This window comes from Streptomyces sp. NPDC001137 (genome assembly GCF_040298885.1).
Classification (GTDB): Bacteria; Actinomycetota; Actinomycetes; order Streptomycetales; family Streptomycetaceae; genus Streptomyces.
Window position 1 is genome coordinate 68,431 of the sequence record NZ_JBEPBA010000006.1, and the last position, 20,826, is coordinate 89,256.

Below are 20,826 nucleotides of genomic sequence, written 5' to 3' on the forward strand. Positions count from 1 at the left end.
GGCCGGGTGGCGTCCTCGTTCCGAGGGCGCCACCCGGGGATCAGCTCCTGCCGACGCACGAAGGCGTCACGGAGTGACCGTGTACGTCTGCACGTCGAAGGTCTGACCGAGCGAGTTCGTCGGTGCCACCGTCACCGAGGTGCCGTTCACGGTCACCTTCAGGAAGTGGTACACCTGCGCGTCGTCCGTGGGCACCGACGCGGCACCGCAGGCCGAACCCCGGTTGCGGCCGTAGGACCAGCCGATGCCGTAGGCGTCGGTGGCCGAGCAGCCGTTCTCCCCGACGGAGTGCACATCGGCCCCTCCGCCACCGGTGACATACGACGCGATCCGGCCCGCTCCCGCGGTGTTGCGCTGATAGAGGTGGGAGTGGCCGTTGAAGACCAGGTCCACGCCGCCGTCCAGCAGGGTCTGCTCGACGCCCGTGAGGAAGGTGTCGCTCGGCTCGCTCGCACTGTCGGAGCGCAGCGGGAAGTGGAAGAAGGCGAACTTCGGCACGCCGGGATGGGCGGTGAGGTCGGCCTTCAGCCATTCGTACTCGGCGGATCCGTCCTGCCAGTGGGCGTGCGCGTCCTGCTCGTAGATCGCGCAGTGCGAGCCGCACGAACCACCCGTGGCGGCACCGGTGTTGGAGTTCCCCCAGGCGGTGTCGAGCAGATAGAAGCGGACGCCGCCGGTGGTGAAGGCGTAGTACGTCGTCGGATAGCTGATCGGATTCGAGCCCAGGTACGACGGATAGTCGACCGACGCCCACACCCCGCCGGAGGCCGCTGCCAACGCCGACTGCTTCCACACCTGCAGATAGGTGCTGGTCATGCTGTGGTTGCCGACGGTGCCGAGGAGCGGGATGCGCATGCCCGGCTGTGTCCAGTACGACGGACCGAACCAGGAACTGATGTCCACGCCTGTCTGGTCGAGGTCGCCGTACTGGGTCTGCGAGGTGCCCGGATGTGTGTTGTCGCCGGTCTGGACGACGAACCGGGCGCCGCTCGCGGCGATCTGGCTCATCACGTTCGCCTGGTTCACATTCAGCGAGCCGTCGTCGACGCCGGAGTTCGTGGTCTCACCGGTGTCGCCGAGGACATCGAAGGTGAACGACGTCGTGGAGTCGGCGGGGTCGGGGGTCGTGAAGCCGGGGGTCGGCAGGGTGCCCAGCAGGTCGGTGCCGGATGCCGTGTAGACGCGGTAGCAGTAGGTGGTGCTCGCGGTCAGGCCCGTCACCGTCACCGAGTTGGCGTACTCCCGGGTCGAGCCGACGGTTATGGGGCTGCCCAGGGTGGACGAAGTGGCCGTGTTCGCCGCGCAGTTGCCCAGCGGGCCGTAGCGGACCGAGCCGCGGCTCTGTGTGGTGGTCGCCCAGCTCACCTGGACGGACGTCGTCGTGGAGTCGGAGAGATAGGGGGCGCGTGTCAACTGCGCGTCGGCGCCCGGTAGGTCGGCGTGCGCCGCCGGGGTGAACGACAGCGCCGTGCCTGCCCCCAGGACGAGGGCGAACACGGCGCTGCGAGCGTGCCTCAAGGAGAGTCTGCGGTGCTCGGAAGAGACTCTTCTGGTCATGTTCTTTCTTCCTTTCTCATTCTGGTCCCGCGCAGCCGTGCCAGTGCCGCGACGGCGCCCACCAGCAGCGCCGCGCAGCCGGTGATCCGCAGCACGCCCGGCCAGTAGCCGAGCGGGTCGCGAGCGGCGGCCGAGGAGGAGGGCGCCGACGGCGAGGCCGACACGGGAACGCCCCGCAACTCGCGCAGCACGTCCAGTGATTGGGCGCCGTGCCGGACCGACGGCTCCACGTGCGAGTTCTCGCTGAACTCGTTCCAGCTGATCAGCCCGAGCAGATCCGGGCCCGAGGCCATCGCGGCCGCGTACTCGGTGCGCAGCGTCCGGCCGCCGTCCCGTGGCACCGACTTCGTGCCGCCCACCAGGCGGGCGTCGAAGCCGGGGGCGAACGGCGCCATCCAGTAGCCGTGCGCCGCGTGTGCGACGGCCGCCATCTCGCGCAACTTGGTCGCGTGCCGGTCGTTCGTGTCCGGGTTGACCGACGACCAGTAGTAGGCGTCCCCGTCGGTGACGTGCGCCAGCCTGCTGATGCCCTGCGGGCTCTTCTCGGTGCCGAGCACCAGCATCCCCTTCCGCACCGGCGCGGTGATGCGCGCGATGTCTGCGGTCGAGTACTGCCAGGTGCCACTGAACACCGTCAGCGGTTTGCCGTCGAGACGGAAGAAGGCCGGGTCGCGGGCGTAACGCCCGTACAGCAGACGGAAGTCGGCGGCGACCCGGTCCGTTGCGAGCGGCCGGCGGCGGAAGTCGAGCCCCTGATAGATGACCGCCACCTTGAAATCACGCGCCCGCGCCACGTCCAGCAACAGCCGCAGCCGTCGGTCGTTGACGGCCGAGGACTTCCAGCTCACCACGAAACCGTCGATGCCCGCGGACTTCGCCCAGTCGACATGCGTGCGGATCACGGAGGCGTCATCGCTGGAGTAGTGGCCAAGCCGCGGGTAGTCGGTCTTCGCGCGCTGCCACGACGACGGCTCGAACCACTGGTAGTAGTACGCCAGCAGCGGCACCCGGCGCCCCTCGGCCGAGCTCGCGGACGCCGGGAACAGCCCCGTCACCACCAGTACGAGCACGGCCAGCAGCCCCGGTCTTCTCATCCGTGCCCACCACCCCGGCGGCGCCGCATCCACCGCCCGACCAGCAGCAGTCCGGCCGCCAGCACACCCACCGTGCCCGCCGCCAGCGCCAGATCGGCCCGGCTGACCACCCTCAGCTGCATGCTCTGCGTACGCGACAGCCGGACCTGCTGCACGGCCCGCAGCCCCTGGCCGCCGGTCACCTCCACCTCGTACTGCCCGTGCGGCAGATCCCGCAGCGTCGCCTGCCGGCCTGCACCGAATGTCACCTCGCGCACCGACCCGTCCGGCAGCGTGACCCGCGCCGCCCGCCCGGCCGACGACCCGAAGACGGCGTCCCGCGCCGAGACCGTCAGATCGTGGAACGGCGTGGTGAAGACGGCCTCCTGATGCGACGCCGGCTGGAACCGCTGCCGTCCGGCGTCCACCGTGTTCGTGCCGTACGCGTTTGCGGACAGCAGTGCGTATCCGACCTTCCGCGAGGTCAGCACGCTCTTGCGGTACACGGGCAACAGCCCGTCCAGCCAGACCGGTTGCCCCACCGGCAGCCGCTGGGTGTGCCCGGTGTCGCTGCGCACGGTCACATACGGCACCCGCCCGCGGGGTACGGCGCGACCCTCCTGGTCGACGCAGCGCACCGTCACCCGGAAGCGGGCCGTGAACGCCGCCGTCACCGTGTAGTCCCGGCGCAGCGGCAGCCCCCGTACCGTGCGCCGGAACGCCTGGTCGGGATCGCGCTGCCCGGCCCACCGGGAGAACGTGAACTGCCGTCCCTCCGAGGCCAGTCCGCGATCGTCGACGACCAGCGTGTGCCCCGCGAAGTCGTGCGCACCGGTGAAGCTCACCACGCCGTCCGGCCCGGTGAGCGCCGTCTGTCCGTCGAAGGTGAACGGCACGCCCGCGAGCCGGGGCGTCGTCCGCACCGTGACGGTGACCGTCGTGACGGCCACCGCAGAACTCGGTGCCAGCCCCACCAGTACCACCCCGACCAGCACCAACCACCTCACGACATACGCCACTTCGGCCGCACCGCCCCCCACAGCAACCCCGCCACCAGCAACGACGCGGCGCCGTACACCGCGTACACGGGCACCGGCGAGGGCCGCCGCGCCACCGGAAGCGCCGCCTCCCGCAACCCCGCCGGAATCAGCTCGGCCCGCCGAGGCGCCGCCGAGAAGTCGAAGGCGTCGGCGAGACTCCGCGCCTGCGTGGTACGGCCGCCCAGCGGCCGCAGCCGCCAGTTGTCCACCACGAACCGCAGCGCACTCGCGGCCTCGAACTGCCCGTGCTGCACTTTCCCCCGCGTCACATACGGGCTGACCAGCAGCGCCGGCACGCGCAGCCCCCGACCGGCCGGCGGCTTCACATGGTCGTACCAGCCCCCGGAGCCGTCGTAGGACCACAACAGTGCCGAAGACGACCAGTACCGACTGACCATCAGCTGGGCGGTGAGCTCCCGCACGAGCCGCTGCCCGGCCGGCACGGAGCGCGCCGAGCGCTCGCCCGCACCCGACGACGCGACGAACGCCACCGAGGGCAGTGTCCCGCGGTCCAGGTCCCGGTAGTACTCGCCGAGATCGACGATGTGCGCGCTCAGCCGCCTGCTGTCGACGAAGCGCGGGATGTCCAGGAGCGGGACGCGGACGGTCTGGGTGGTCAGGTCGTCGGGTGAGCGGTAGGTCTGCTTCGGGTCGTAGTTCTGGACGTAGAACTTCCAGCTCACGCCTGCCTCTTGGAGCCGGTCGAAGACGGTGGGGCCGGTCAGGTCCGGCGTGCCCGCGACCCAGTGGGCGCGGTTGGCGCGGGTGCCGTCGAGCGAGGATGCGAAGAAGTGGTCGAAGAGCTCGTAGCGGTCGGCTGCGTTCCAGTAGAAGGGCAGGTCACGGCGGTCGTAGTGGCCCATGGCCACGCGTCCGTCCCGGCCCTGCCGCTCGAAGGCGCCGACGAAGCCGTCCATCCGCCCGCCGTCGTACTGCTGCCGCACCAGGCGCGGCCCGGCGCCGGGGGACAGGGGCGGCGAGCCGTGCAGCGGGTACGGCGCCACCGTGCCCGCGCCCGGATGCGCGGGGTCGCGCGGCTGACCGGTCCCCGCGGTCAGGCCGTCGGCTCCCGGGTACGTGCCGAAGTAGTGGTCGAAGGTGCGATCACCCTGCATGAGATAGACGAAGTGCTGAACGGGTGTGTGCGGGCGGGTAGTCGATGCCGCCGCCGTCCCGCTGCCCGTCAGCAGCAGGACCAGCGCCACCAGCAGCACCCTCATGACACCCTCACCCGGTAGATCACGACCACCTTCACCCCGGCCCCGTTGCGCGCCGTGAACACCGCCGTCCCGTGGTAACGCCCCACGAGTCCCTGCAACTTGGCGGTGAAGAACCGCGTACGGCGGGCCGTGTACGCGTCCCACACCAGGTACTCGAAGTCGCCGTCCCTGAGAGCCCGGTCCGGGTTCGGGACCGCCCGGTAGCTGGGGTTGCGGCGGGCCGGGTCGGGCGAGACGGAGAGCGCGGAGACCGGACAGAAGCCGTAGTACTGCACCACGTTGGCCATGGACGGACCGATGGCCAGCAGCCGCGAGCCCTCCGGCGCGTGCTCGCGCACCCACAGTCCCGCCTCCCGGCCTCCGGGCAGCCCGCCCGTCCCGGCCAGGAAGCGGGTGCTCGTCTGCGGCTGGATCCGCATCCAGCACGGCACCGCCACAGAGGCCACGACCAGCCAGATGGCCGCGGTCGCCGCGAAGCGCTGGATCCGCACCACCCGCGGGAACGAGGTGAGCGTCCTGCCCGCCAGCACCGCGAACACCGGTGCCACGGGCAGCAGATATTGGAAGCCTTTCACCGGCCACACCGTGAAGAACAGCGCGGGCACCACGACCCAGCACACCAGCAGCCGCTCCCGCCAGGTGTTCTCGCGCCGCAGCCGCACCAGCCCCGCCAGGGCCGCCACGACCACCAACGGGCCGAGCGCCCAGGGCACTTCACGGCCGTAGAAGGAATAGGGGTGATTGGCGCGGCGGAACATCTGCCACAGCAGATAGTTGCCGCCCGCCCGCGCATGCCCGGCCAGCAGCTGGGACAGCGGATGGGCCACCGCCACCACCCCGATCACGCCCAGCGCGGGCAGCAGATGCCGCCAGCGGGTGCGCACGGCCGGGGTCAGCGCGAAGAACGCGTACAGCGAACCCAGGAAGACGACCGACGTCTCCTTCGCCAGCACCGTGAACCCGAGCATCCCGCCGGCCGCCAGCAGCCAGCGCGGGGACGGCGATTCGGCGTACCGCACCACGCAGTACAGCGCGCCGGTCGCGCACAGCGTCATCGGCGCGTCCAGCAGCACCTGGCGGCTGACCACCACGTGGTACGGCATCACCGCCAGCAGCAGCGCCCCGACCAGCGCGGCCCGCCGCCCGTACAGCCGCCGCCCCAGCCCGTACGTCACCGCCACCGTCGCCACACCCAGCAGCGCCGGCACCGCGCGCGCCGCCCAGTCGCTCTCGTGGACGCGCAGCGCCAGCGACACCAGCGACTGGAACAGCACCGGATGCGCCCTGAACACCGGGAAGAGCGAACCGAGCCGATCGTCCCCCGCGAGCGAGGCCGCCGTACCCGTGTACACCGCCTCGTCGCTGTTGAACCCGGCCGCCGTGAGCTGCCACAGACGCAGGAAGGCCGCCAGCAGCAGTACGGCGGTCAGGGGCGCGGCAGCCCGCACCCCGGCGCCGGAGGGGGCCGGCGCCGGGGCGGTGCGGGATGCTCCCCTGGGGAGCACGAACCGGTCGGTCATGCGGCCGAGCCGGCTTGCAGTCCCCACCGCGGCCAGGCCTCGGCGGAGGCACTCACCGTCGGACGGTGCTCCTCGCCCGCCAGCAGCCGCGGTATCTCGTCCGCCCAGCCGAAGCAGTCCGAGGCGAGCACCCGGGTACGGACGCCGGACAGGAACCCGGCGAGGATCTCCCGCTCGCGGGCGCGCAGTTCGGCATGGTCGAGACCGTCGATGCGCAGCGCCGGCGCGAGATAGCGGTAGGGCGGGAAGCCGTACGCGTCCTCGGTGTTGACCAGCATCCGCTCCAGCGCCACGTCGCCGTCGAGGTCGTACAGGTCGGGCGCACCGCGCTCGATGACGAACAGGTCCCGCACCTCGGTGCTCGACCCCAGCCGGCAGGGCACCAGCCGGTCGACGCTGTACTTCGGCGGCGGCACCAGGATCTGCGTGACCGCGTTGATGCCCATGATCGGCAGGTTGAAGCGGGACAGCATCAGCGCGATCGAACGACCGCCCTTGGAGTGCAGCCGCGACTGCAGATTCAGCCGGCGCCACTCCTTCTTCGTCAGGTCCTCGGCCTGCACGGCCCGCAGCGTGTGCGCGCTGATGGTGAGCGGCTTCGGGAAGCACACGGCCCGCCCGCTCGCGTCCACGACCGTCATGTCGTCCGACAGGAACCGCCCGCCGTGCTCGCGCAGCAGCCTGAGGACGGTCGCGGTCTTGCCCGTGTCGGTCAGCGCCGACAGCATCACCCCGCGCCCGTCGAGCTCCACGCACGCGGAGTGCAGCAGCATCCGCCCACGGGAGATCAGCACGAAACGCAGCAGCGCCTCGACGACGTTCGTGTAGACGACGTGCGGCGAACGGGCCAGCAGCGGGCCGACCTCCACCGTGATCGGCGGACCCAGCCGCACCCGGAAGTTCGCGCCGAAGCGACCCAGATGCTCCTCGTAGCGCAGTGCCGCCGTGTCGCTGTGGTCCTCGGTCAGTGCCGCCCGCCCGCGTGGCCTGCGCCGCCCGACGTCCCCGACGCGCACGGCGATGTCGACGTCCGCGTCCGGTATCCACTGCGCTCGGAAGAACTCCAGCTCGGGCAGCCGTATCTGGGAGCCGATGGTGACGGTGCCGGCGACGTCGTAGCGGTAGGGCAGGTACACGGACCGCTTCCTGCTCACCGGCGCGGTCGGAGCATCGGCATCGACGAGCATCTTCACGGGATCGCGCCGCCTGACCTTCTTCTCGCCGCCGCTGTAGATCATGCGGTCGCTGATCAGGAACCGCAGGACGAAGAGCAGGACGAGGGTGAGCGCGTTGGCCGTGAGGACACCCACACCGGCCACGACGAGCCACTGGAGCAGCGGGAGCCGGGCGATCAGAAGCAGGTTGTTCATCGCGAAGAAACGACCGGCCCGCCCGGGCCAGCTGCCCCTGCGCTGTCCGTTGCGGTAGACGGCGGCGTCGGTGAGGAGGAAGTTCCAGGCCGTGGAGAACTGGGTCGCGAGCGCCGCCCCCACCAGGTGGTGCACCCCGAGCACGTCGAAGAACAGCCACAGGGCGGCCGTGTTGACCGCGACCCCGGACAGGCCCACCAGTCCGAACGCGAGCATCCGCATCAGCTGCCGCTGCCCGCCGGCCACTGAGCGGCGCAGCCGCACGACATGCCGTACGAAGGCCAGTCCCTCCCTGAAGGACGCCTTGGACCGGCCCGCCTCGCGGGGCGCGAAGGTGTACGCCACCTCGGCGACCCGTGCGGCCGGATGCCTCACCAGGATCTCCAGAAGGATCTTGAAGCCGACCGGCCGCAGCCGCTCGGTGTCGATCGCGTCCCGGCGGAACGCGAACAGCCCGCTGAGCGGGTCGCTGACGGTGGCCAGCCGGCGCGGGAAGGCCGCCTTGACCAGGCGGGTCGCGGAGGACGAGGTGGCCTGCCGGCCCGCCCCCGCGAGCCCGTCGGACTGGCCGGTCCCGGCGTACCGGGTGCCGACGGCGATGTCGACGCCCTCCCGCATCGCGGTCCTGGCCAGCAGCGCGGCTGCCTGCGGCGGATGCTGCAGATCCGCATCCATGACCAGCACCCAGGCGCCGCGCGCGGCCCGGATCCCGGCCACCACGGCCCCCGACAGACCGCCGGTGCGCAGGCCGGAGGGCCGGTGCAGGGCACGCACCGGGACAGGGCAGTCCGGCGCGAGGGCGGCGATCTCCTGGACGGTCGCGTCATCACTGTCGTCCACGAAGAGGATCTCGGCACCGAGCGGGGCGAGCGCCGGCCCGAGCCGGTCGAGCAGGAGCGGAACGCTCTCCTGCTCGTTGCGGGTGGGTATCAGGACGGTCAGCCGGGGCGTGGCAGCGTCGCCGTCGCCTCCGCCGCCGAGTACCCGGACACCTGCCGGCACCCCGTCATGGGCAGCCGGAAGGGAATCGATCATGTGCGCCATGGAGTCCCCCCAGAACGCGTGCCGTCGGCCGAGCGGCGCGACGGACACCGACGACCGCCCGTGAACACGGGCGGAGGAATGAGCGGTGACCCTCGCGGGCGTACGGTCTCGACGCGGCGCGGGGAGGTGCGGGACGTACCGGAGGTGCGCAGTGCAACGGCGAACGCGCACCGGGCTCCACGGTCAGGAGCGGATGCCAGAGGCTAGCAGCGGAGTTGACGCGTTCGCCGGGCATTCGGCCTGTATCCGCCGGTAGTTATCCTGCTGTTTACTTGATTCGGTCGCATTGCGTCTCATACGTGTACTGCGGCCCCGTTCGTCACGGTCAAACGCAGTCAGACCTACGCCTTGATTACGCGGAGGTGAAAGTCACCGCATTCTTCACAGACCCCCTGCTGAACCTGTGATTCCGCGACAAGCATGACTCGCATGTCTTACGACGGACCACCGGGTCCCTCGCCCCGAGAGGGCCGGGACCATGCGGCCACCCTCATGGACGCCATGCGCGCGGCGCTCGCCCTGATCGACGACGTGGAGGCGCTCAGAGTCGAAAACCGCCAGCTCAGAGAGGCCCTGGAGGGGCGCGCCCTGATCGAGCGCGCCAAGGGCATGCTCATGGCCCGCCGCGGCTGCGACGAGGCCACCGCCTTCGAGATGCTCGTGACCCTCTCCCGCGAGCAGCGCCGCAAGGTGCGGGCGGTGGCGGCGGACTTCGCGGACAACGACGGGATCCAGCCACTCGCGTGAAGCGCGCGAGGTGACGCGATCCGGCCGACGGCCGTAGTCGTGCCCTCACATCCGGTGACGCGTCCCGCTGCCCGCGACGGGCCGTCCGCAGCCGGTGTCCGAGGGGCGGATATGCAGGTGAAAGGCACTCCGAAACCTTGGTATTGTTGTCCATGTCGCCGCGGGGAACACCCCCGGCCAGGCGGCAGACACCTGGTCCGGGTGGCGGAATGGCAGACGCGCTAGCTTGAGGTGCTAGTGCCCTTTATCGGGCGTGGGGGTTCAAGTCCCCCCTCGGACACCAGTGAGACCCCTGCTCAGCAGGGGTCTTTTGCGTTTCTGGATGCGGTGGCGTCAGGACAACGCCGGGCGGCTGTTCCGTCGGAACGCCCACTCCATGGTCGGCTCCACCGCGAAACGGAAGATCCGCCGCACGGGCGGTGTGCACAGCACGGTCACGATCGCCGCGGCCGCGAGCGTCACGGTGATCTCGCCGAGCGGCCCGTGGATCCAGGCGGGGGAGTACCAGCCCCAGAACTTCGCCCCCTGGGCGACGAAGCCGTGCAGCAGGTAGCCGTACAGCGTGCCCGCGCCCAGTGCGGTGAACCACAGGCGGCGACCCGGCACCCAGGCCAGGAAGCAGGCGACCAGGACCATCGAGCAGCCGAACACGGCCAGGGTCATCACCGGCCCGTACCAGGCGGGCGCCCCCAGCTCCTGGGCGCTGTCGCGGTGGAAGAACCAGGCGCCGGTCATCCGCGGCACCGCCCAGTACGAAGCGGCGAGCGCACAGATGAACACCGGCACGGCCAGGACGCGCACCTTCCAGCGGCGTACCAGCCGGAAGTGCTCCGGACGCAGGCACAGACCGACCACGAAGTACGGCAGGAACTGCAGCACCCGCTGCAGATCGAGGTCGTTGCCGATGGACGGGGACACGGTCGCCAGCATCGCCACGACGAGCGCCAACGGCAGCGGCCGGCGCACCTTCTGCCACAGCGGGGTCGTCAGCCGCCAGATGAACAGCGCCACCAGGAACCAGGTCAGATACAAGGGGTCCAGGATGGTGATCGGCCGGTCCGGGACACCGTCCGTCCAGCGAGTGAAAAGGGTGCACGCCGTCTCGAAGACGACATACGGGACGGCGACACCGGTCACAAGTCGTCTGATCTTCGCCGGGCTCGCGTCGAAACCGCGGGAGAAGTAGCCGGAGATCACGATGAAGGCCGGCATGTGGAAGGCATAGACGAGGTTGTAGAAGGCGGTGACGGTCCGGCTGCCGTCCCGCAGCGGCTCCCACGCGTGGCCCATCGCCACCAGCACGATCGCCAGATACTTCGCGTTGTCGAAGTAGGCGTCGCGCTGCTTCACCCGCCCTTGCCGCACACCGCGTGGGGAACCTGCCCTCTCTGATGCGTGTCTTACCTGAGTTACGACAGTGCTCTGGGGGTGGGACATCCCACGCGCCTCACCGGTTCTGGGCGAGGTAAACCACCCGGAGAGGTGAGCCAGGACACCGCGGCTCAGGCAGACGCCGGATCAGAGGTCGAACTCGTGCGGCGGCAGGTCGAGGGTGAAGCAGGCCTCCCGCACCACGGCCTGCTCCGTCTTGTCGAAGTCGCCGTCGGCGCCGCCGATGACGATGCCGATCTGGACGACGGCACGGGCCTCGGCGGGCTTCTTCTTCGCCTTGGCGATCTCCTGAAGCACGCTGACCTTGCCGAAGGCGAAGTCCGTCGTCAGCTTGTTCAGGTTCTCCTCGAAGCGGCGGCGCAGATCGTCGGCGGGGAAGTTCTGCAGGACCTCGTTGGTGGCGATCAACTGGGCCACGCGCTGCCGCTCGGCCGGGTCGATGGTGCCGTCGGCGGCGGCGACCAGCGCGCACATCGCCATGCTGGCGTCGCGGAACGCCCCGCTCTTCAGGTCGTTCTTCTTCGCCACGAGCTGGGTCTGCATCGTCGACGCGGATTCCTTGATGCGGTCCCACAGGGCCATGAGAACTCCATGTGTTCGGTGTCGTCAGAGATCTACAGCACCGTGGGAACTCATGACGTGGAGGATAAGTTCCGGACGTTCCACGAGAGTTCACCAGCGCCTGCCGCCGGAAAATCCGGTGCCCCGCCCCCTCCGCGTTCCCTACACTCGCCACGCACCGTGCGTCGCCGTGACGCGCGGGACGAGCGAGGAGGACGGCCGTGCGCTACTGCACCGATGTCGTCGTCCCCTGCTCGCAGTTCGAGGTGATCCTCGTGTCCTCGTCCGTCCGGTGCCCGCTGCGCGGCCGGTACCGGATGCCCGTGACGAACCTCTGACGCGGCCTGCCGTATCCACCGGCGCCCGTGGTCGCCCCGTTCGCCCGGGAATCGCGCTGCCCAGTTCCGATCATCGCCGATGATCAGCGATCACCAGAAAGGCCAACGGGCCGTGCGCACCAACCTCAGCACACTCGCCGTCGTCCGCAACCTCGGCATCCTCGCCCACGTCGACGCGGGCAAGACCACCGTCACCGAGCGGATCCTGTACGCCACCGGGACCACGCACCGGCGCGGTGAGGTCCACGACGGCACCACCGTCACCGACTTCGATCCGCAGGAGCGTGATCGCGGGATCACCATCTTCGCCGCGGCGGTCAGCTGCGCCTGGGACGGCCACCGGATCAACCTCATCGACACCCCCGGACATGTGGACTTCGCGGACGAGGTGGAGCGCTCGCTGCGGGTGCTCGACGGGGCGGTCGCGGTGTTCGACGCCGTCGCCGGGGTCGAGCCGCAGAGCGAGTCCGTGTGGCGGCAGGCCGACCGGCACGGCGTGCCGCGGATCGCTTTCGTCAACAAACTGGACCGCGCGGGCGCCGACCTCGACGCGGCCGTCGCGTCGATCCGCGAACGGCTGCACCCGGCGCCGCTGGTCGTGCAGTTGCCGATCGGCGCGGAGGACGGGTTCCGCGGGGTCGTCGACCTCGTCCGCATGCGGGCGCTGGTCTGGGCCGACGGCGCCGATGCGGCCGTGGAGAGTCCGGTGCCGGAGGAACTGCGGGCCGAGGCGGCGCGGCGTCGGCGGCTGCTGGAGGAGACGGTGGCCGAGCTGCACGCCGGTGCGCTGGAGGAGTTCTGTCTGGACGGGACCCTCGCGCCGGGGACCCTCGCCGCCGCCCTGCGCGACCTGACCCGCAGCGGCGAGGGCGTCGTCGTCCTGTGCGGCTCGGCGTACCGCAACCGCGGCATCGAACCGCTGCTCGACGCCGTGGTCTCGTATCTGCCCTCGCCGCTCGACGTGCCCGCCGTACAAGGGACGTTCGACGGTACGGAGCAGGAGCGGGCGGCGGATCCGGCGGCGCCGTTCGCGGCGCTGGCCTTCAAGGTGAACGCCACCTCGACGGGGCGGCTGACGTACGTACGCGTGTATTCGGGAACGATCGAGAAGGGAGACGCCGTGTGGGACGCGAGCGCGCGCCGCACCGAGCGCATCGGGCGGATCCTGCGCGTGCAGGCCGACCGGCATGCGCACGTGGACCGGGCGGTCGCCGGGGACATCGTCGCCGTGGTCGGGCTGAAGTCCGCCCGCGCGGGCTCGACCCTGTGCGCGCCCGGCGCGCCGATCGTGCTCGAACCGCCGGGCGTCGCCGAGCCGGTGGTCTCCGTGGCCGTCGAGGCCCGCAGCTCCACCGACGCCGACAAGCTGGCCTCGGCGCTCGCGCGGCTGGCCGAGGAGGACCCCTCGCTGGTCGTGCGGACGGACCCCGAGACCGGCCAGACGGTGCTGTCCGGGAGGGGGGAACTGCACCTGGAGGTCGCGGCGGAGAAGCTCCGGCGCGCCCATGGGGTGGAGGTCAACGTCGGCCGTCCGAGGGTGAGTTACCGCGAGACGGTCGGCCGCGGGGTGTCCGGGCTGGTCTTCCGGCACGTCAAACAGGACGGCGGAGCAGGCCAGTTCGCGCACGTCGTTCTCGATGTCGAGCCCCTGGAAGCCGGGTTCGAGTTCCGCTCGGCCGTCGTCGGCGGCCGGGTGCCGCGGGAGTACGTCCGTGCGGTCGAGGCCGGCTGCCGGGACGCCCTCGCCGAGGGACCGCTCGGCGGTCACCCGGTGACCGGCCTGCGGGTGACCCTCACCGACGGGGCGACCCATGTGAAGGACTCCTCGGAGACCGCCTTCCGCACGGCGGGCAGGCTCGGTCTCCGGGAAGCCCTGCGGGCCTGCGCGATGGTCCTGCTGGAACCGGTCGTCGAGGTGACGGTCACCGTCCCCGAGGACGCCGTCGGCGGCGTCCTCGGCGACCTCGCCGCCCGCCGCGGCCGGGTCTCGGGCTCGGCCGCGCGCGGCGGCGCGGCGGTCGTCACGGCCACCGTGCCGCTGGCCGAACTCTTCGGCTACGCAACCCGCTTGCGCAGCCGCACACAGGGCCGCGGCACCTTCACGGCCCGCCCGACGGGCCATGCGCCGGCGCCGGCGGTGACACCGGTCCGGTGAGCGAGAAGGCGGCCCCTGCCGTACACGGGCGGGGGCCGCCCCAGCCCGTCTGCGCGCCGGACGCGACGCCGCGGCGGGCCGCGCGACCCGGCGCCGGGGGGCGCCGACTGCGCCCACCCGGTCCGCCCCGAGCGGCACGACTGCCCGCAGGCTCAGGCAAGCGGTCCTGTGATCGACACGGCCGCCCCCCGTTCACGGATACGACACGACCGTGGACGGCACCGTCGATGTCCCCGACGTCGGTGTGCCCGTTTCGTTGATGACGTGCTCGTACTGGCCCTGTCCGCCCAAGGAGACCACCAGCAGGTCGTGGAAGCGCACGCCGGGGCGGTTCGGGGCGGCGAAGCCGTTGTGCTGCACGATCGTCGGGTCGACGTTGTAGTAGCAGTAGCTGCCCAGGCCCCAGCCCTCGTGCGCGGTGACGTCGTCGCCGACCTTGTAGGCCGCGTAGCCCTTCACCGGGCCGTTCTGGATCGCGGCCTGGTTCGGGGCGTCGTAGGCCTTCTCGTTCTGGAAGAAGATCGTGCGGCCCCGCTGGCCGTACCACTGCACGTCGTACTTGTTGAAGTGCTCGACGAACAGACCGGTGCACAGCACGTCGTCGCCGTTCACGACGATCCCGTAGTCGGCGCGGTTGGTGTCCCAGCCGACCCCGGTGCCGTGGTCGGCGCGCCACACCCAGGTGTGGTCGACGATGGTGTGCCGGCTGTTGATCACCATGCTGGTGGTGGCCTTTCCGGCACCCGCGCCGCCGATGCGGACGAACACGTCCTGCACGGTGGTCGGGTTGGCGGAGTGGTCCCGCCAGGCACCGCGCGGACCGACCTCCAGCAGCGTGGGGGAGTTGACCGGTCCGGCGTCGATCAGGAGGCCCGCGAGGCGCACACCGTCCACGTCGGCGACGCGCAACGTGGTAACTCCGTTGTCCGGTACGAGAGTTGCGTAACCGAGTCCCAGCACGACCGTGTTGGCGCGGTTCACCTGGATCGGCTGGTCGAGGTGGTAGATCCCCGGCGTGAGGAGCAGGTGAAGGCCCTGCTTCAGCGCCTGGTTGAGGGTGGCCGCGGAGACCCCGGGCCTGGCGACGTAGAACTGTGACAGCGGGAGTGAGGTGCCTCGGGGGGTGCCGTTGCCCCAGGTGACACCGCGGGCGTTCGTCCGCTTCTCCGGCAGGAACACACGGAGGTCGGAGGCGCCGCCGACGTACAGGAAGGGCTTCTCGCGGGAGACCGGGGTGGTGTCCAGCGTGGTGTACGGCGGGTTCGGGAAGCTCTGCGCGGGGGCGCCCTCGACTCCGGAGAACACCATGTTCCAGACGCCGTTGAGCCAGCTGCCGATCGCGCTGTCGCGGGTGTACCACTGCTGCTGCGAGTACGGCCCTACCTGGCCGTCGACACGGCTGTCGGCGATGTAGCCGCCGCTGGCCCAGCCGTAGCCCGTGGGCGAGAGGTTGAGGCCTCCGCGGACGTGCATACGGCGGAAGGGGGCCGCCTGCGCGACCGCCCACCGGTTGGTGCCGTTCGCCGGGACCAGGGCCAGGTTCTCCGCCGAACGCCAGAAGTTCTGCGTCGCGTTGCCGTTGAACCAGGCGGCGTCGACGGTGACGTCCCCGTTGATGGTGGTGTCGTCGGGGGAGAGCCCCAGGCCCATGATCGAGGTGTAGAAGCCGAGTTGGGCGTTGAGACCGTTGTAGGTGCCCGGCTTGAACAGCAGCGCGTAGCGGCCGGTGCCGAACTGGGCCGCCTCCTGCTGCTGGAACACCTCGTCCAGCTTGGCCTGGATGCCGGGGGTGGACGGGTCGAAGACCAGGACGTTCGGGCCGAGGTCGCCGCCGCCGGGGAGGAGCTTCGGCTTCCCCGGCGGCGACGGGGCGGCGGACGCGCGGGCGGACAGACCGAGCACCGCGGGGGCGGATGCGGCGGCCGCGCCGAGGACGGTTCTGCGGCCCACGGCGGGCAGGCCGGAGTCAGACAGGGGCATGGGGCGGCTCTCCTGTTCAGGAAGTGAACGAGGTGGGGTTTGGGAGCGCTCTCTCGCCGGTGAATGCTTCAACTGCCCGAACGGGCGCGTCAAGAGGTGTGACCGGAGTTCCACAAGGGTTGCCGCACCCCTTGACGCGGCCATCCCTTGAGGTTTAACTCACGTCCTAAATTAAGTCATGAGTGCAATCCCCGAAGGGACACCGGGAGCCATGCGCAGCATCCGAGCCGCGGCCGTAGGCGCCGTCACCATGTCACTCGCCCTTGCCGCCTCGGCCTGCGGAGGCGGTTCGTCGACGGGCGGCGGGTCCAACGACTCGCCGAAGACGCTCACCTACTGGGCCTCCAACCAGGGCGCGAGCATCGCCGTGGACAAGAAGGTCCTGCAGCCCGAGCTCGACAAGTTCGAGAAGCAGACGGGCATCAAGGTGAAACTGGAGGTCGTCCCCTGGTCGGATCTGCTGAACCGGATCCTCACCGCGACCACCTCCGGCCAGGGCCCCGACGTCCTCAACATCGGCAACACCTGGAGCGCCTCCCTGCAGGCCACCGGCGCCCTGCTGCCCTGGGACGCCAAGAACTTCGCGAAGATCGGCGGCAAGGACCGCTTCGTCGACTCGGCGCTCGGCTCGACCGGCGCGCAGGGCAAGGACCCGGCGGCCGTACCGCTCTACTCGATGGCCTACGCCCTCTACTACAACAAGCAGATCTTCGCCGACGCGGGCATCTCCAAGCCCCCGGCCACCTGGGACGAACTGGTCGCCGACGGCAAGAAGATCAAGGCGAAGGGCAAGTCGCCGCTGGGCGCCGAGGGGGCGAACCTCTCGGAGAACATCCACCACGTCTTCGTCTTCGCCAAGCAGCACGGCGCCGACTTCTTCACCCCGGACGGCAAACCCGACTTCACCAGCGACGGGGTGGTCGCCGCGGTCAAGCAGTACGTCGACCTGATGGCCAAGGACAAGGTCATCCCGACCGGCGACGCCGAGTACGCGCAGAACCAGTCCGTCAGCGACTTCGCCAAGGGCAAGCAGGCCATGCTGCTGTGGCAGTCCGCCGCGGCCAACCTCAAGTCCCAGGGGATGAGCGAGAGCGCGTACGGCATCGCGCCCGTGCCCGTGCAGTCCGGCACCCCCGGCACCGGCACCCAGGTCAACTCGATGGTCGCGGGCATCAACCTCGCCGTCTTCAAGAACACCGACAACCTCGACGGCGCCACGAAGTTCGTGAAGTTCATGACCAGCGACGCCGAGCAGAAGATCCTCAACACGGCGTACAGCTCCATCCCGCCCGTGAAGACCGCCCAGTCGGATGCCGCGTTCAACAGCGCGTCCAATTCCGTGCTGAAGCAGACGCTCGCGACGAGCGCCGCCGCGCTGCCGCAGGTCGCCGACGAGTCGCAGTTCGAGACGGCGGTCGGTACGGCCGTCAAGGACCTGTTCGCGGACGCGGCGGCCGGGCGCGCGGTGACCGCAGGCTCGGTGAAGGCGGCGCTCGAAAAGGCCCAGCAGCAGATGCCGGCGAAGTGAGCCCGATGACGACCACCGCTCTCAAGGAGCCCTCGGTGAGCGGGAGTTCAGCCGGGGCGGCGGCACGCGAACAGCGTGGCCGCCGCCCCGGCCGGATCCGCCGTACCGGCCTTCCGTACCTGCTCCTGCTGCCCGCGCTGATCCTCGAACTCCTCGTCCACCTCGTGCCGATGGTCATCGGCATCGTGATGAGCTTCAAGGAGCTCACGCAGTTCTACATCCGCGACTGGGGCACCGCGCCCTGGTCCGGCCTCGGCAACTACAGGGTGTCGGTGGACTTCGACGCCCCCGTCGGCGAGGCACTGCTGCACTCCTTCTTCGTCACGGTCGGTTTCACCCTGCTGTCGGTCGGCCTGTGCTGGCTGACCGGCACGGCGGCCGCGGTGTTCATGCAGGACACCTTCCGCGGCCGCGGTCTGCTGCGGGCGCTGTTCCTGGTGCCGTACGCCCTGCCGGTGTACGCGGCGGTGATCACCTGGGTGTTCATGTTCCAGCACGACAACGGCCTGGTGAACCACGTCCTGCACGACCAGCTGCACCTCACCGACAAGCCGTCCTTCTGGCTGATCGGCGACAACAGCTTCTACGCGCTGCTGACCGTGTCGGTGTGGAAGGGCTGGCCGTTCGCCTTCCTGATCGTCATGGCCGGCCTGCAGAACATCCCACGCGAGCTCTACGAGGCGGCGGCGCTGGACGGTGCCGGGATGTGGCAGCAGCTCCGCCGCATCACGCTGCCGTCCCTGCGGCCCGTGAACCAGGTCCTGGTCCTGGTTCTCTTCCTGTGGACCTTCAACGACTTCAACACGCCGTACGTCCTGTTCGGGAAGGCCGCGCCCGAGGCCGCGGACCTCATCTCGGTCCACATCTACCAGGCGTCCTTCGTCACCTGGAACTTCGGCACCGGCTCCGCCATGTCCGTACTGCTGCTGCTCTTCCTGCTGCTGGTGACGGGCGTGTATCTGGCACTCACCTCACGCGGACGGCGGACGGCCGATGTCTGAGACCCAGAGGCTCAAGTCCCCGATGGCACCCCCGAGTTCCTTTCTCTGGTCCCGGCGGATCTTCCTCACCCTGCTCACCGGCTTCGTCCTGGTGCCGGTGTACGTCATGGTGTCCAGCTCGCTGAAGCCGCTCGCCGACGTCACGGGCAAGTTCCGCTGGCTGCCCAGCGGTCTGACGATCCGCCCGTACATCGACATCTGGTCGACGGTCCCGCTGGCGCGCTACTTCGTGAACTCGCTCATCGTGGCGGGTACGGCGACCGTCTGCTCGGTGGTGATCGCGGTGTTCGCCGCCTACGCCGTCAGCCGCTACGACTTCCGCGGCAAACGCGTCTTCACGGTCACCGTCCTGTCCACGCAGATGTTCCCGGGCATCCTCTTCCTGCTCCCGCTGTTCCTCCTCTACGTCAACATCGGCAACGCCACCGGCATCGCCCTGTTCGGCTCCCGCGGCGGCCTGATCCTCACGTACCTCACCTTCTCCCTCCCGTTCTCCATCTGGATGCTGATCGGGTACTTCGACTCGGTGCCGCGCGACCTGGACGAGGCGGCGCTGGTGGACGGCTGCGGACCGCTCGGCGCGCTGCTGCGGATCGTCGTGCCGGCCGCGATCCCCGGGATCGTCGCCGTCGCCGTCTACGCCTTCATGACCGCCTGGGGCGAGGTGCTCTTCGCCTCCGTCATGACCAACGACACCACCCGCACGCTCGCCGTCGGCCTCCAGGGCTACTCCACCCTCAACGACGTCTACTGGAACCAGATCATGGCCGCCTCGCTGGTCGTCAGCGTGCCCGTGGTGGCCGGGTTCCTGCTGTTGCAGCGCTATCTCGTCGCCGGTCTTACGGCGGGAGCCGTCAAGTGAGCCGTCGGGAACCCGACTCCACCGATTCCGAAGGGACTTCCGTGTCCGACCGCATCGACCTCGCCGCCTTCCCGTCCGACTTCCTGTGGGGCACGGCCACAGCGGCCTACCAGATCGAGGGCGCCGTCACGGAGGACGGCCGCTCCCCGTCGATCTGGGACACCTTCTCCCACACGCCCGGCAAGGTCGCGGGCAACGACAACGGCGACATCGCGTGCGACCACTACCACCGCTGGCGCGAGGACATCGGCCTGATGCGCCGACTGGGCACGAACGCCTACCGGTTGTCGATCGCATGGCCGAGGGTGATGCCGGGCGGGGACGGACCGGTGAACCCCAAGGGCCTCGCCTTCTACGACCAGTTGATCGACGGCCTGCTGGCGGCGGGCATCACGCCGTTCGTCACCCTCTACCACTGGGACCTGCCGCAGACCCTCCAGGACCGCGGCGGCTGGCCCGAGCGGGAGACCGCGCAGGCCTTCGCCGAGTACGCCTCGGTGGTGGCGGAACGCCTCGGCGACCGCGTGTCGCACTGGGCCACGCTCAACGAGCCGCTGTGCTCGGCCTGGATCGGCCACCTGGAAGGCCGGATGGCCCCCGGCCTGACCGACCTGACGGCCGCCGTCCGCGCCTCCTACCACCTGCTCCTGGGCCACGGCCTCGCCACCGAAGCGATCCGGGCCGCGGCCCCGTCCGCGCAGGTCGGCCTCGTCACCAACCTCTCCACGGTGCACGCCGCCACCGACCGCGAGGAGGACGTGCGGGCCGCCCGTCGGCAGGACGGCCACGTCAACCGCTGGTGGCTGGACCCGGTGTACGGCCGCGGGTTCCCGGCCGACATGCGCGAGGTGTACGGCGTCGAACTCCCCGAGCAGGAGGGCGACTTGGCGACGATCGCCGCACCGCTCGACTGGCACGGCCTGAACTACTACATGCCGGCGACCGTCGCCGACGACCCCTCGGCCCCCGCACCCCATGTGCATTCGGTCCGCCGCATCGGCGTCCCGCGCACCGGCATGGACTGGGAGATCGACGCGAACGGCATCGAGACGCTTCTGCTCCGGCTCACCGAGGAGTACGGCGCCCGGCGCCTGTACGTCACCGAGAACGGCTCCGCCTACCCGGACGTCGTGCGCCCGGACGGGACCGTCGACGACCCCGAGCGCCAGGACTACCTGGAACGCCACCTCGCGGCCTGCGCCTCGGCGGTCCGCAAGGGCGCCCCGCTGGCCGGCTACTTCGCCTGGTCGCTGCTCGACAACTTCGAGTGGGCGTACGGCTATGACAAGCGGTTCGGGCTGGTGCATGTGGACTACCGGACGCAGGTGCGGACGATCAAGGGCAGCGGACACCGCTACGCCGAAATCGTCCGCGCCCACCAGGGCCGTATCCGCAGGGCGGCCTGAGACGGGACCCCTGTGTCGGACCGGGCGCGGGA

The 20,826-nt window shown here is 70.3% G+C and carries 15 protein-coding genes and 1 tRNA gene; 7 read left to right on the forward strand and 9 right to left on the reverse strand.

The window, feature by feature from the left end:
• Nucleotides 1-66: 66 nt before the first annotated feature.
• From ABT254_RS13750 to ABT254_RS13775, 6 genes are read right to left on the reverse strand one after another with little or no spacing between them, the layout of a single operon-like run.
• Nucleotides 67-1,557 (reverse strand): purple acid phosphatase family protein, encoded by a 1,491-nt coding sequence (locus ABT254_RS13750; RefSeq protein ID WP_351468244.1) that lies wholly within the window; start codon nucleotides 1,555-1,557, stop codon nucleotides 67-69.
• A complete protein-coding gene (locus tag ABT254_RS13755; protein WP_351468247.1) occupies nucleotides 1,554-2,651 on the reverse strand; it encodes an endo-1,3-alpha-glucanase family glycosylhydrolase in 1,098 nt (365 codons plus the stop codon). The genes ABT254_RS13750 and ABT254_RS13755 overlap by 4 nt, the downstream gene beginning before the upstream one ends.
• Nucleotides 2,648-3,637 carry a hypothetical protein gene (locus ABT254_RS13760; protein WP_351468249.1) on the reverse strand — a complete coding sequence of 330 codons (990 nt, stop codon included), beginning with the start codon at nucleotides 3,635-3,637 and terminating at the stop codon, nucleotides 2,648-2,650. The genes ABT254_RS13755 and ABT254_RS13760 overlap by 4 nt, the downstream gene beginning before the upstream one ends.
• The gene (locus ABT254_RS13765; protein ID WP_351468252.1) at nucleotides 3,634-4,890 is read right to left on the reverse strand and encodes an alkaline phosphatase family protein; all 1,257 of its coding nucleotides are present in this window, start codon (nucleotides 4,888-4,890) and stop codon (nucleotides 3,634-3,636) included. The genes ABT254_RS13760 and ABT254_RS13765 overlap by 4 nt, the downstream gene beginning before the upstream one ends.
• The gene (locus ABT254_RS13770) at nucleotides 4,887-6,410 is read right to left on the reverse strand and encodes an ArnT family glycosyltransferase (protein WP_351468255.1); all 1,524 of its coding nucleotides are present in this window, start codon (nucleotides 6,408-6,410) and stop codon (nucleotides 4,887-4,889) included. Before ABT254_RS13770 ends, ABT254_RS13765 begins: the two co-directional genes overlap by 4 nt.
• Nucleotides 6,407-8,815 (reverse strand): glycosyltransferase, encoded by a 2,409-nt coding sequence (locus tag ABT254_RS13775; protein ID WP_351468258.1) that lies wholly within the window; start codon nucleotides 8,813-8,815, stop codon nucleotides 6,407-6,409. Before ABT254_RS13775 ends, ABT254_RS13770 begins: the two co-directional genes overlap by 4 nt.
• Before the next feature lie 438 nt (nucleotides 8,816-9,253).
• Here ABT254_RS13775 and ABT254_RS13780 point away from each other — a divergent pair, with 438 nt between their 5' ends.
• Both ABT254_RS13780 and ABT254_RS13785 read left to right on the forward strand, forming a co-directional pair.
• Nucleotides 9,254-9,571: an ANTAR domain-containing response regulator gene (locus tag ABT254_RS13780; RefSeq protein WP_351468261.1), complete on the forward strand. Its 318-nt coding sequence runs from the start codon at nucleotides 9,254-9,256 to the stop codon at nucleotides 9,569-9,571.
• Between the two features lie 195 nt (nucleotides 9,572-9,766).
• Nucleotides 9,767-9,854: transfer RNA gene (locus ABT254_RS13785), tRNA-Leu, on the forward strand.
• A gap of 50 nt (nucleotides 9,855-9,904) precedes the next feature.
• On the opposite strand, the gene ABT254_RS13790 is transcribed toward ABT254_RS13785, so the two are convergent.
• A complete protein-coding gene (locus ABT254_RS13790) occupies nucleotides 9,905-11,008 on the reverse strand; it encodes an acyltransferase family protein (protein ID WP_502971975.1) in 1,104 nt (367 codons plus the stop codon).
• An 81-nt stretch (nucleotides 11,009-11,089) separates the two neighbouring features.
• The gene (locus ABT254_RS13795) at nucleotides 11,090-11,545 is read right to left on the reverse strand and encodes a tellurite resistance TerB family protein (protein ID WP_232650709.1); all 456 of its coding nucleotides are present in this window, start codon (nucleotides 11,543-11,545) and stop codon (nucleotides 11,090-11,092) included.
• A 396-nt stretch (nucleotides 11,546-11,941) separates the two neighbouring features.
• Here ABT254_RS13795 and fusA point away from each other — a divergent pair, with 396 nt between their 5' ends.
• Nucleotides 11,942-14,017, forward strand: a complete 2,076-nt coding sequence (gene fusA / locus ABT254_RS13800) for an elongation factor G (RefSeq protein ID WP_502971976.1) — start codon at nucleotides 11,942-11,944, stop codon at nucleotides 14,015-14,017.
• A gap of 192 nt (nucleotides 14,018-14,209) precedes the next feature.
• Here the strand turns inward: fusA and ABT254_RS13805 are convergent, their stop codons facing one another.
• Nucleotides 14,210-15,997, reverse strand: coding sequence for a pectate lyase-like domain-containing protein (locus tag ABT254_RS13805; RefSeq protein WP_351468271.1), 1,788 nt, complete (start codon nucleotides 15,995-15,997; stop codon nucleotides 14,210-14,212).
• A 211-nt stretch (nucleotides 15,998-16,208) separates the two neighbouring features.
• Between ABT254_RS13805 and ABT254_RS13810 the strand changes: the two genes are divergently transcribed.
• From ABT254_RS13810 to ABT254_RS13825, 4 genes are read left to right on the forward strand one after another with little or no spacing between them, the layout of a single operon-like run.
• Nucleotides 16,209-17,525, forward strand: coding sequence for an ABC transporter substrate-binding protein (locus ABT254_RS13810; RefSeq protein WP_351468273.1), 1,317 nt, complete (start codon nucleotides 16,209-16,211; stop codon nucleotides 17,523-17,525).
• A 5-nt stretch (nucleotides 17,526-17,530) separates the two neighbouring features.
• Nucleotides 17,531-18,526 carry a carbohydrate ABC transporter permease gene (locus tag ABT254_RS13815; protein WP_351468276.1) on the forward strand — a complete coding sequence of 332 codons (996 nt, stop codon included), beginning with the start codon at nucleotides 17,531-17,533 and terminating at the stop codon, nucleotides 18,524-18,526.
• Nucleotides 18,527-18,548: 22 nt separating this feature from the next.
• Nucleotides 18,549-19,388: a carbohydrate ABC transporter permease gene (locus tag ABT254_RS13820; protein WP_351469108.1), complete on the forward strand. Its 840-nt coding sequence runs from the start codon at nucleotides 18,549-18,551 to the stop codon at nucleotides 19,386-19,388.
• A 41-nt stretch (nucleotides 19,389-19,429) separates the two neighbouring features.
• Complete coding sequence (locus tag ABT254_RS13825) at nucleotides 19,430-20,794, forward strand: GH1 family beta-glucosidase (protein ID WP_351468279.1); 1,365 nt, start codon at nucleotides 19,430-19,432, stop codon at nucleotides 20,792-20,794.
• Nucleotides 20,795-20,826 lie beyond the last annotated feature (32 nt).

What these genes read in the sequence shown, in the direction of transcription:
- ABT254_RS13750 (WP_351468244.1), bottom strand. Translation starts at nt 1,557, where the DNA reads ATGACCAGAAGAGTCTCTTCCGAGCACCGCAGACTCTCCTTGAGGCAC.
- ABT254_RS13755 (WP_351468247.1), bottom strand. Translation starts at nt 2,651, where the DNA reads ATGAGAAGACCGGGGCTGCTGGCCGTGCTCGTACTGGTGGTGACGGGG.
- ABT254_RS13765 (WP_351468252.1), bottom strand. Translation starts at nt 4,890, where the DNA reads ATGAGGGTGCTGCTGGTGGCGCTGGTCCTGCTGCTGACGGGCAGCGGG.
- ABT254_RS13770 (WP_351468255.1), bottom strand. Translation starts at nt 6,410, where the DNA reads ATGACCGACCGGTTCGTGCTCCCCAGGGGAGCATCCCGCACCGCCCCG.
- ABT254_RS13775 (WP_351468258.1), bottom strand. Translation starts at nt 8,815, where the DNA reads ATGATCGATTCCCTTCCGGCTGCCCATGACGGGGTGCCGGCAGGTGTC.
- ABT254_RS13780 (WP_351468261.1), top strand. Translation starts at nt 9,254, where the DNA reads ATGTCTTACGACGGACCACCGGGTCCCTCGCCCCGAGAGGGCCGGGAC.
- ABT254_RS13790 (WP_502971975.1), bottom strand. Translation starts at nt 11,008, where the DNA reads ATGTCCCACCCCCAGAGCACTGTCGTAACTCAGGTAAGACACGCATCA.
- ABT254_RS13795 (WP_232650709.1), bottom strand. Translation starts at nt 11,545, where the DNA reads ATGGCCCTGTGGGACCGCATCAAGGAATCCGCGTCGACGATGCAGACC.
- fusA (WP_502971976.1), top strand. Translation starts at nt 11,942, where the DNA reads ATGATCAGCGATCACCAGAAAGGCCAACGGGCCGTGCGCACCAACCTC.
- ABT254_RS13805 (WP_351468271.1), bottom strand. Translation starts at nt 15,997, where the DNA reads ATGCCCCTGTCTGACTCCGGCCTGCCCGCCGTGGGCCGCAGAACCGTC.
- ABT254_RS13810 (WP_351468273.1), top strand. Translation starts at nt 16,209, where the DNA reads ATGCGCAGCATCCGAGCCGCGGCCGTAGGCGCCGTCACCATGTCACTC.
- ABT254_RS13815 (WP_351468276.1), top strand. Translation starts at nt 17,531, where the DNA reads ATGACGACCACCGCTCTCAAGGAGCCCTCGGTGAGCGGGAGTTCAGCC.
- ABT254_RS13820 (WP_351469108.1), top strand. Translation starts at nt 18,549, where the DNA reads ATGGCACCCCCGAGTTCCTTTCTCTGGTCCCGGCGGATCTTCCTCACC.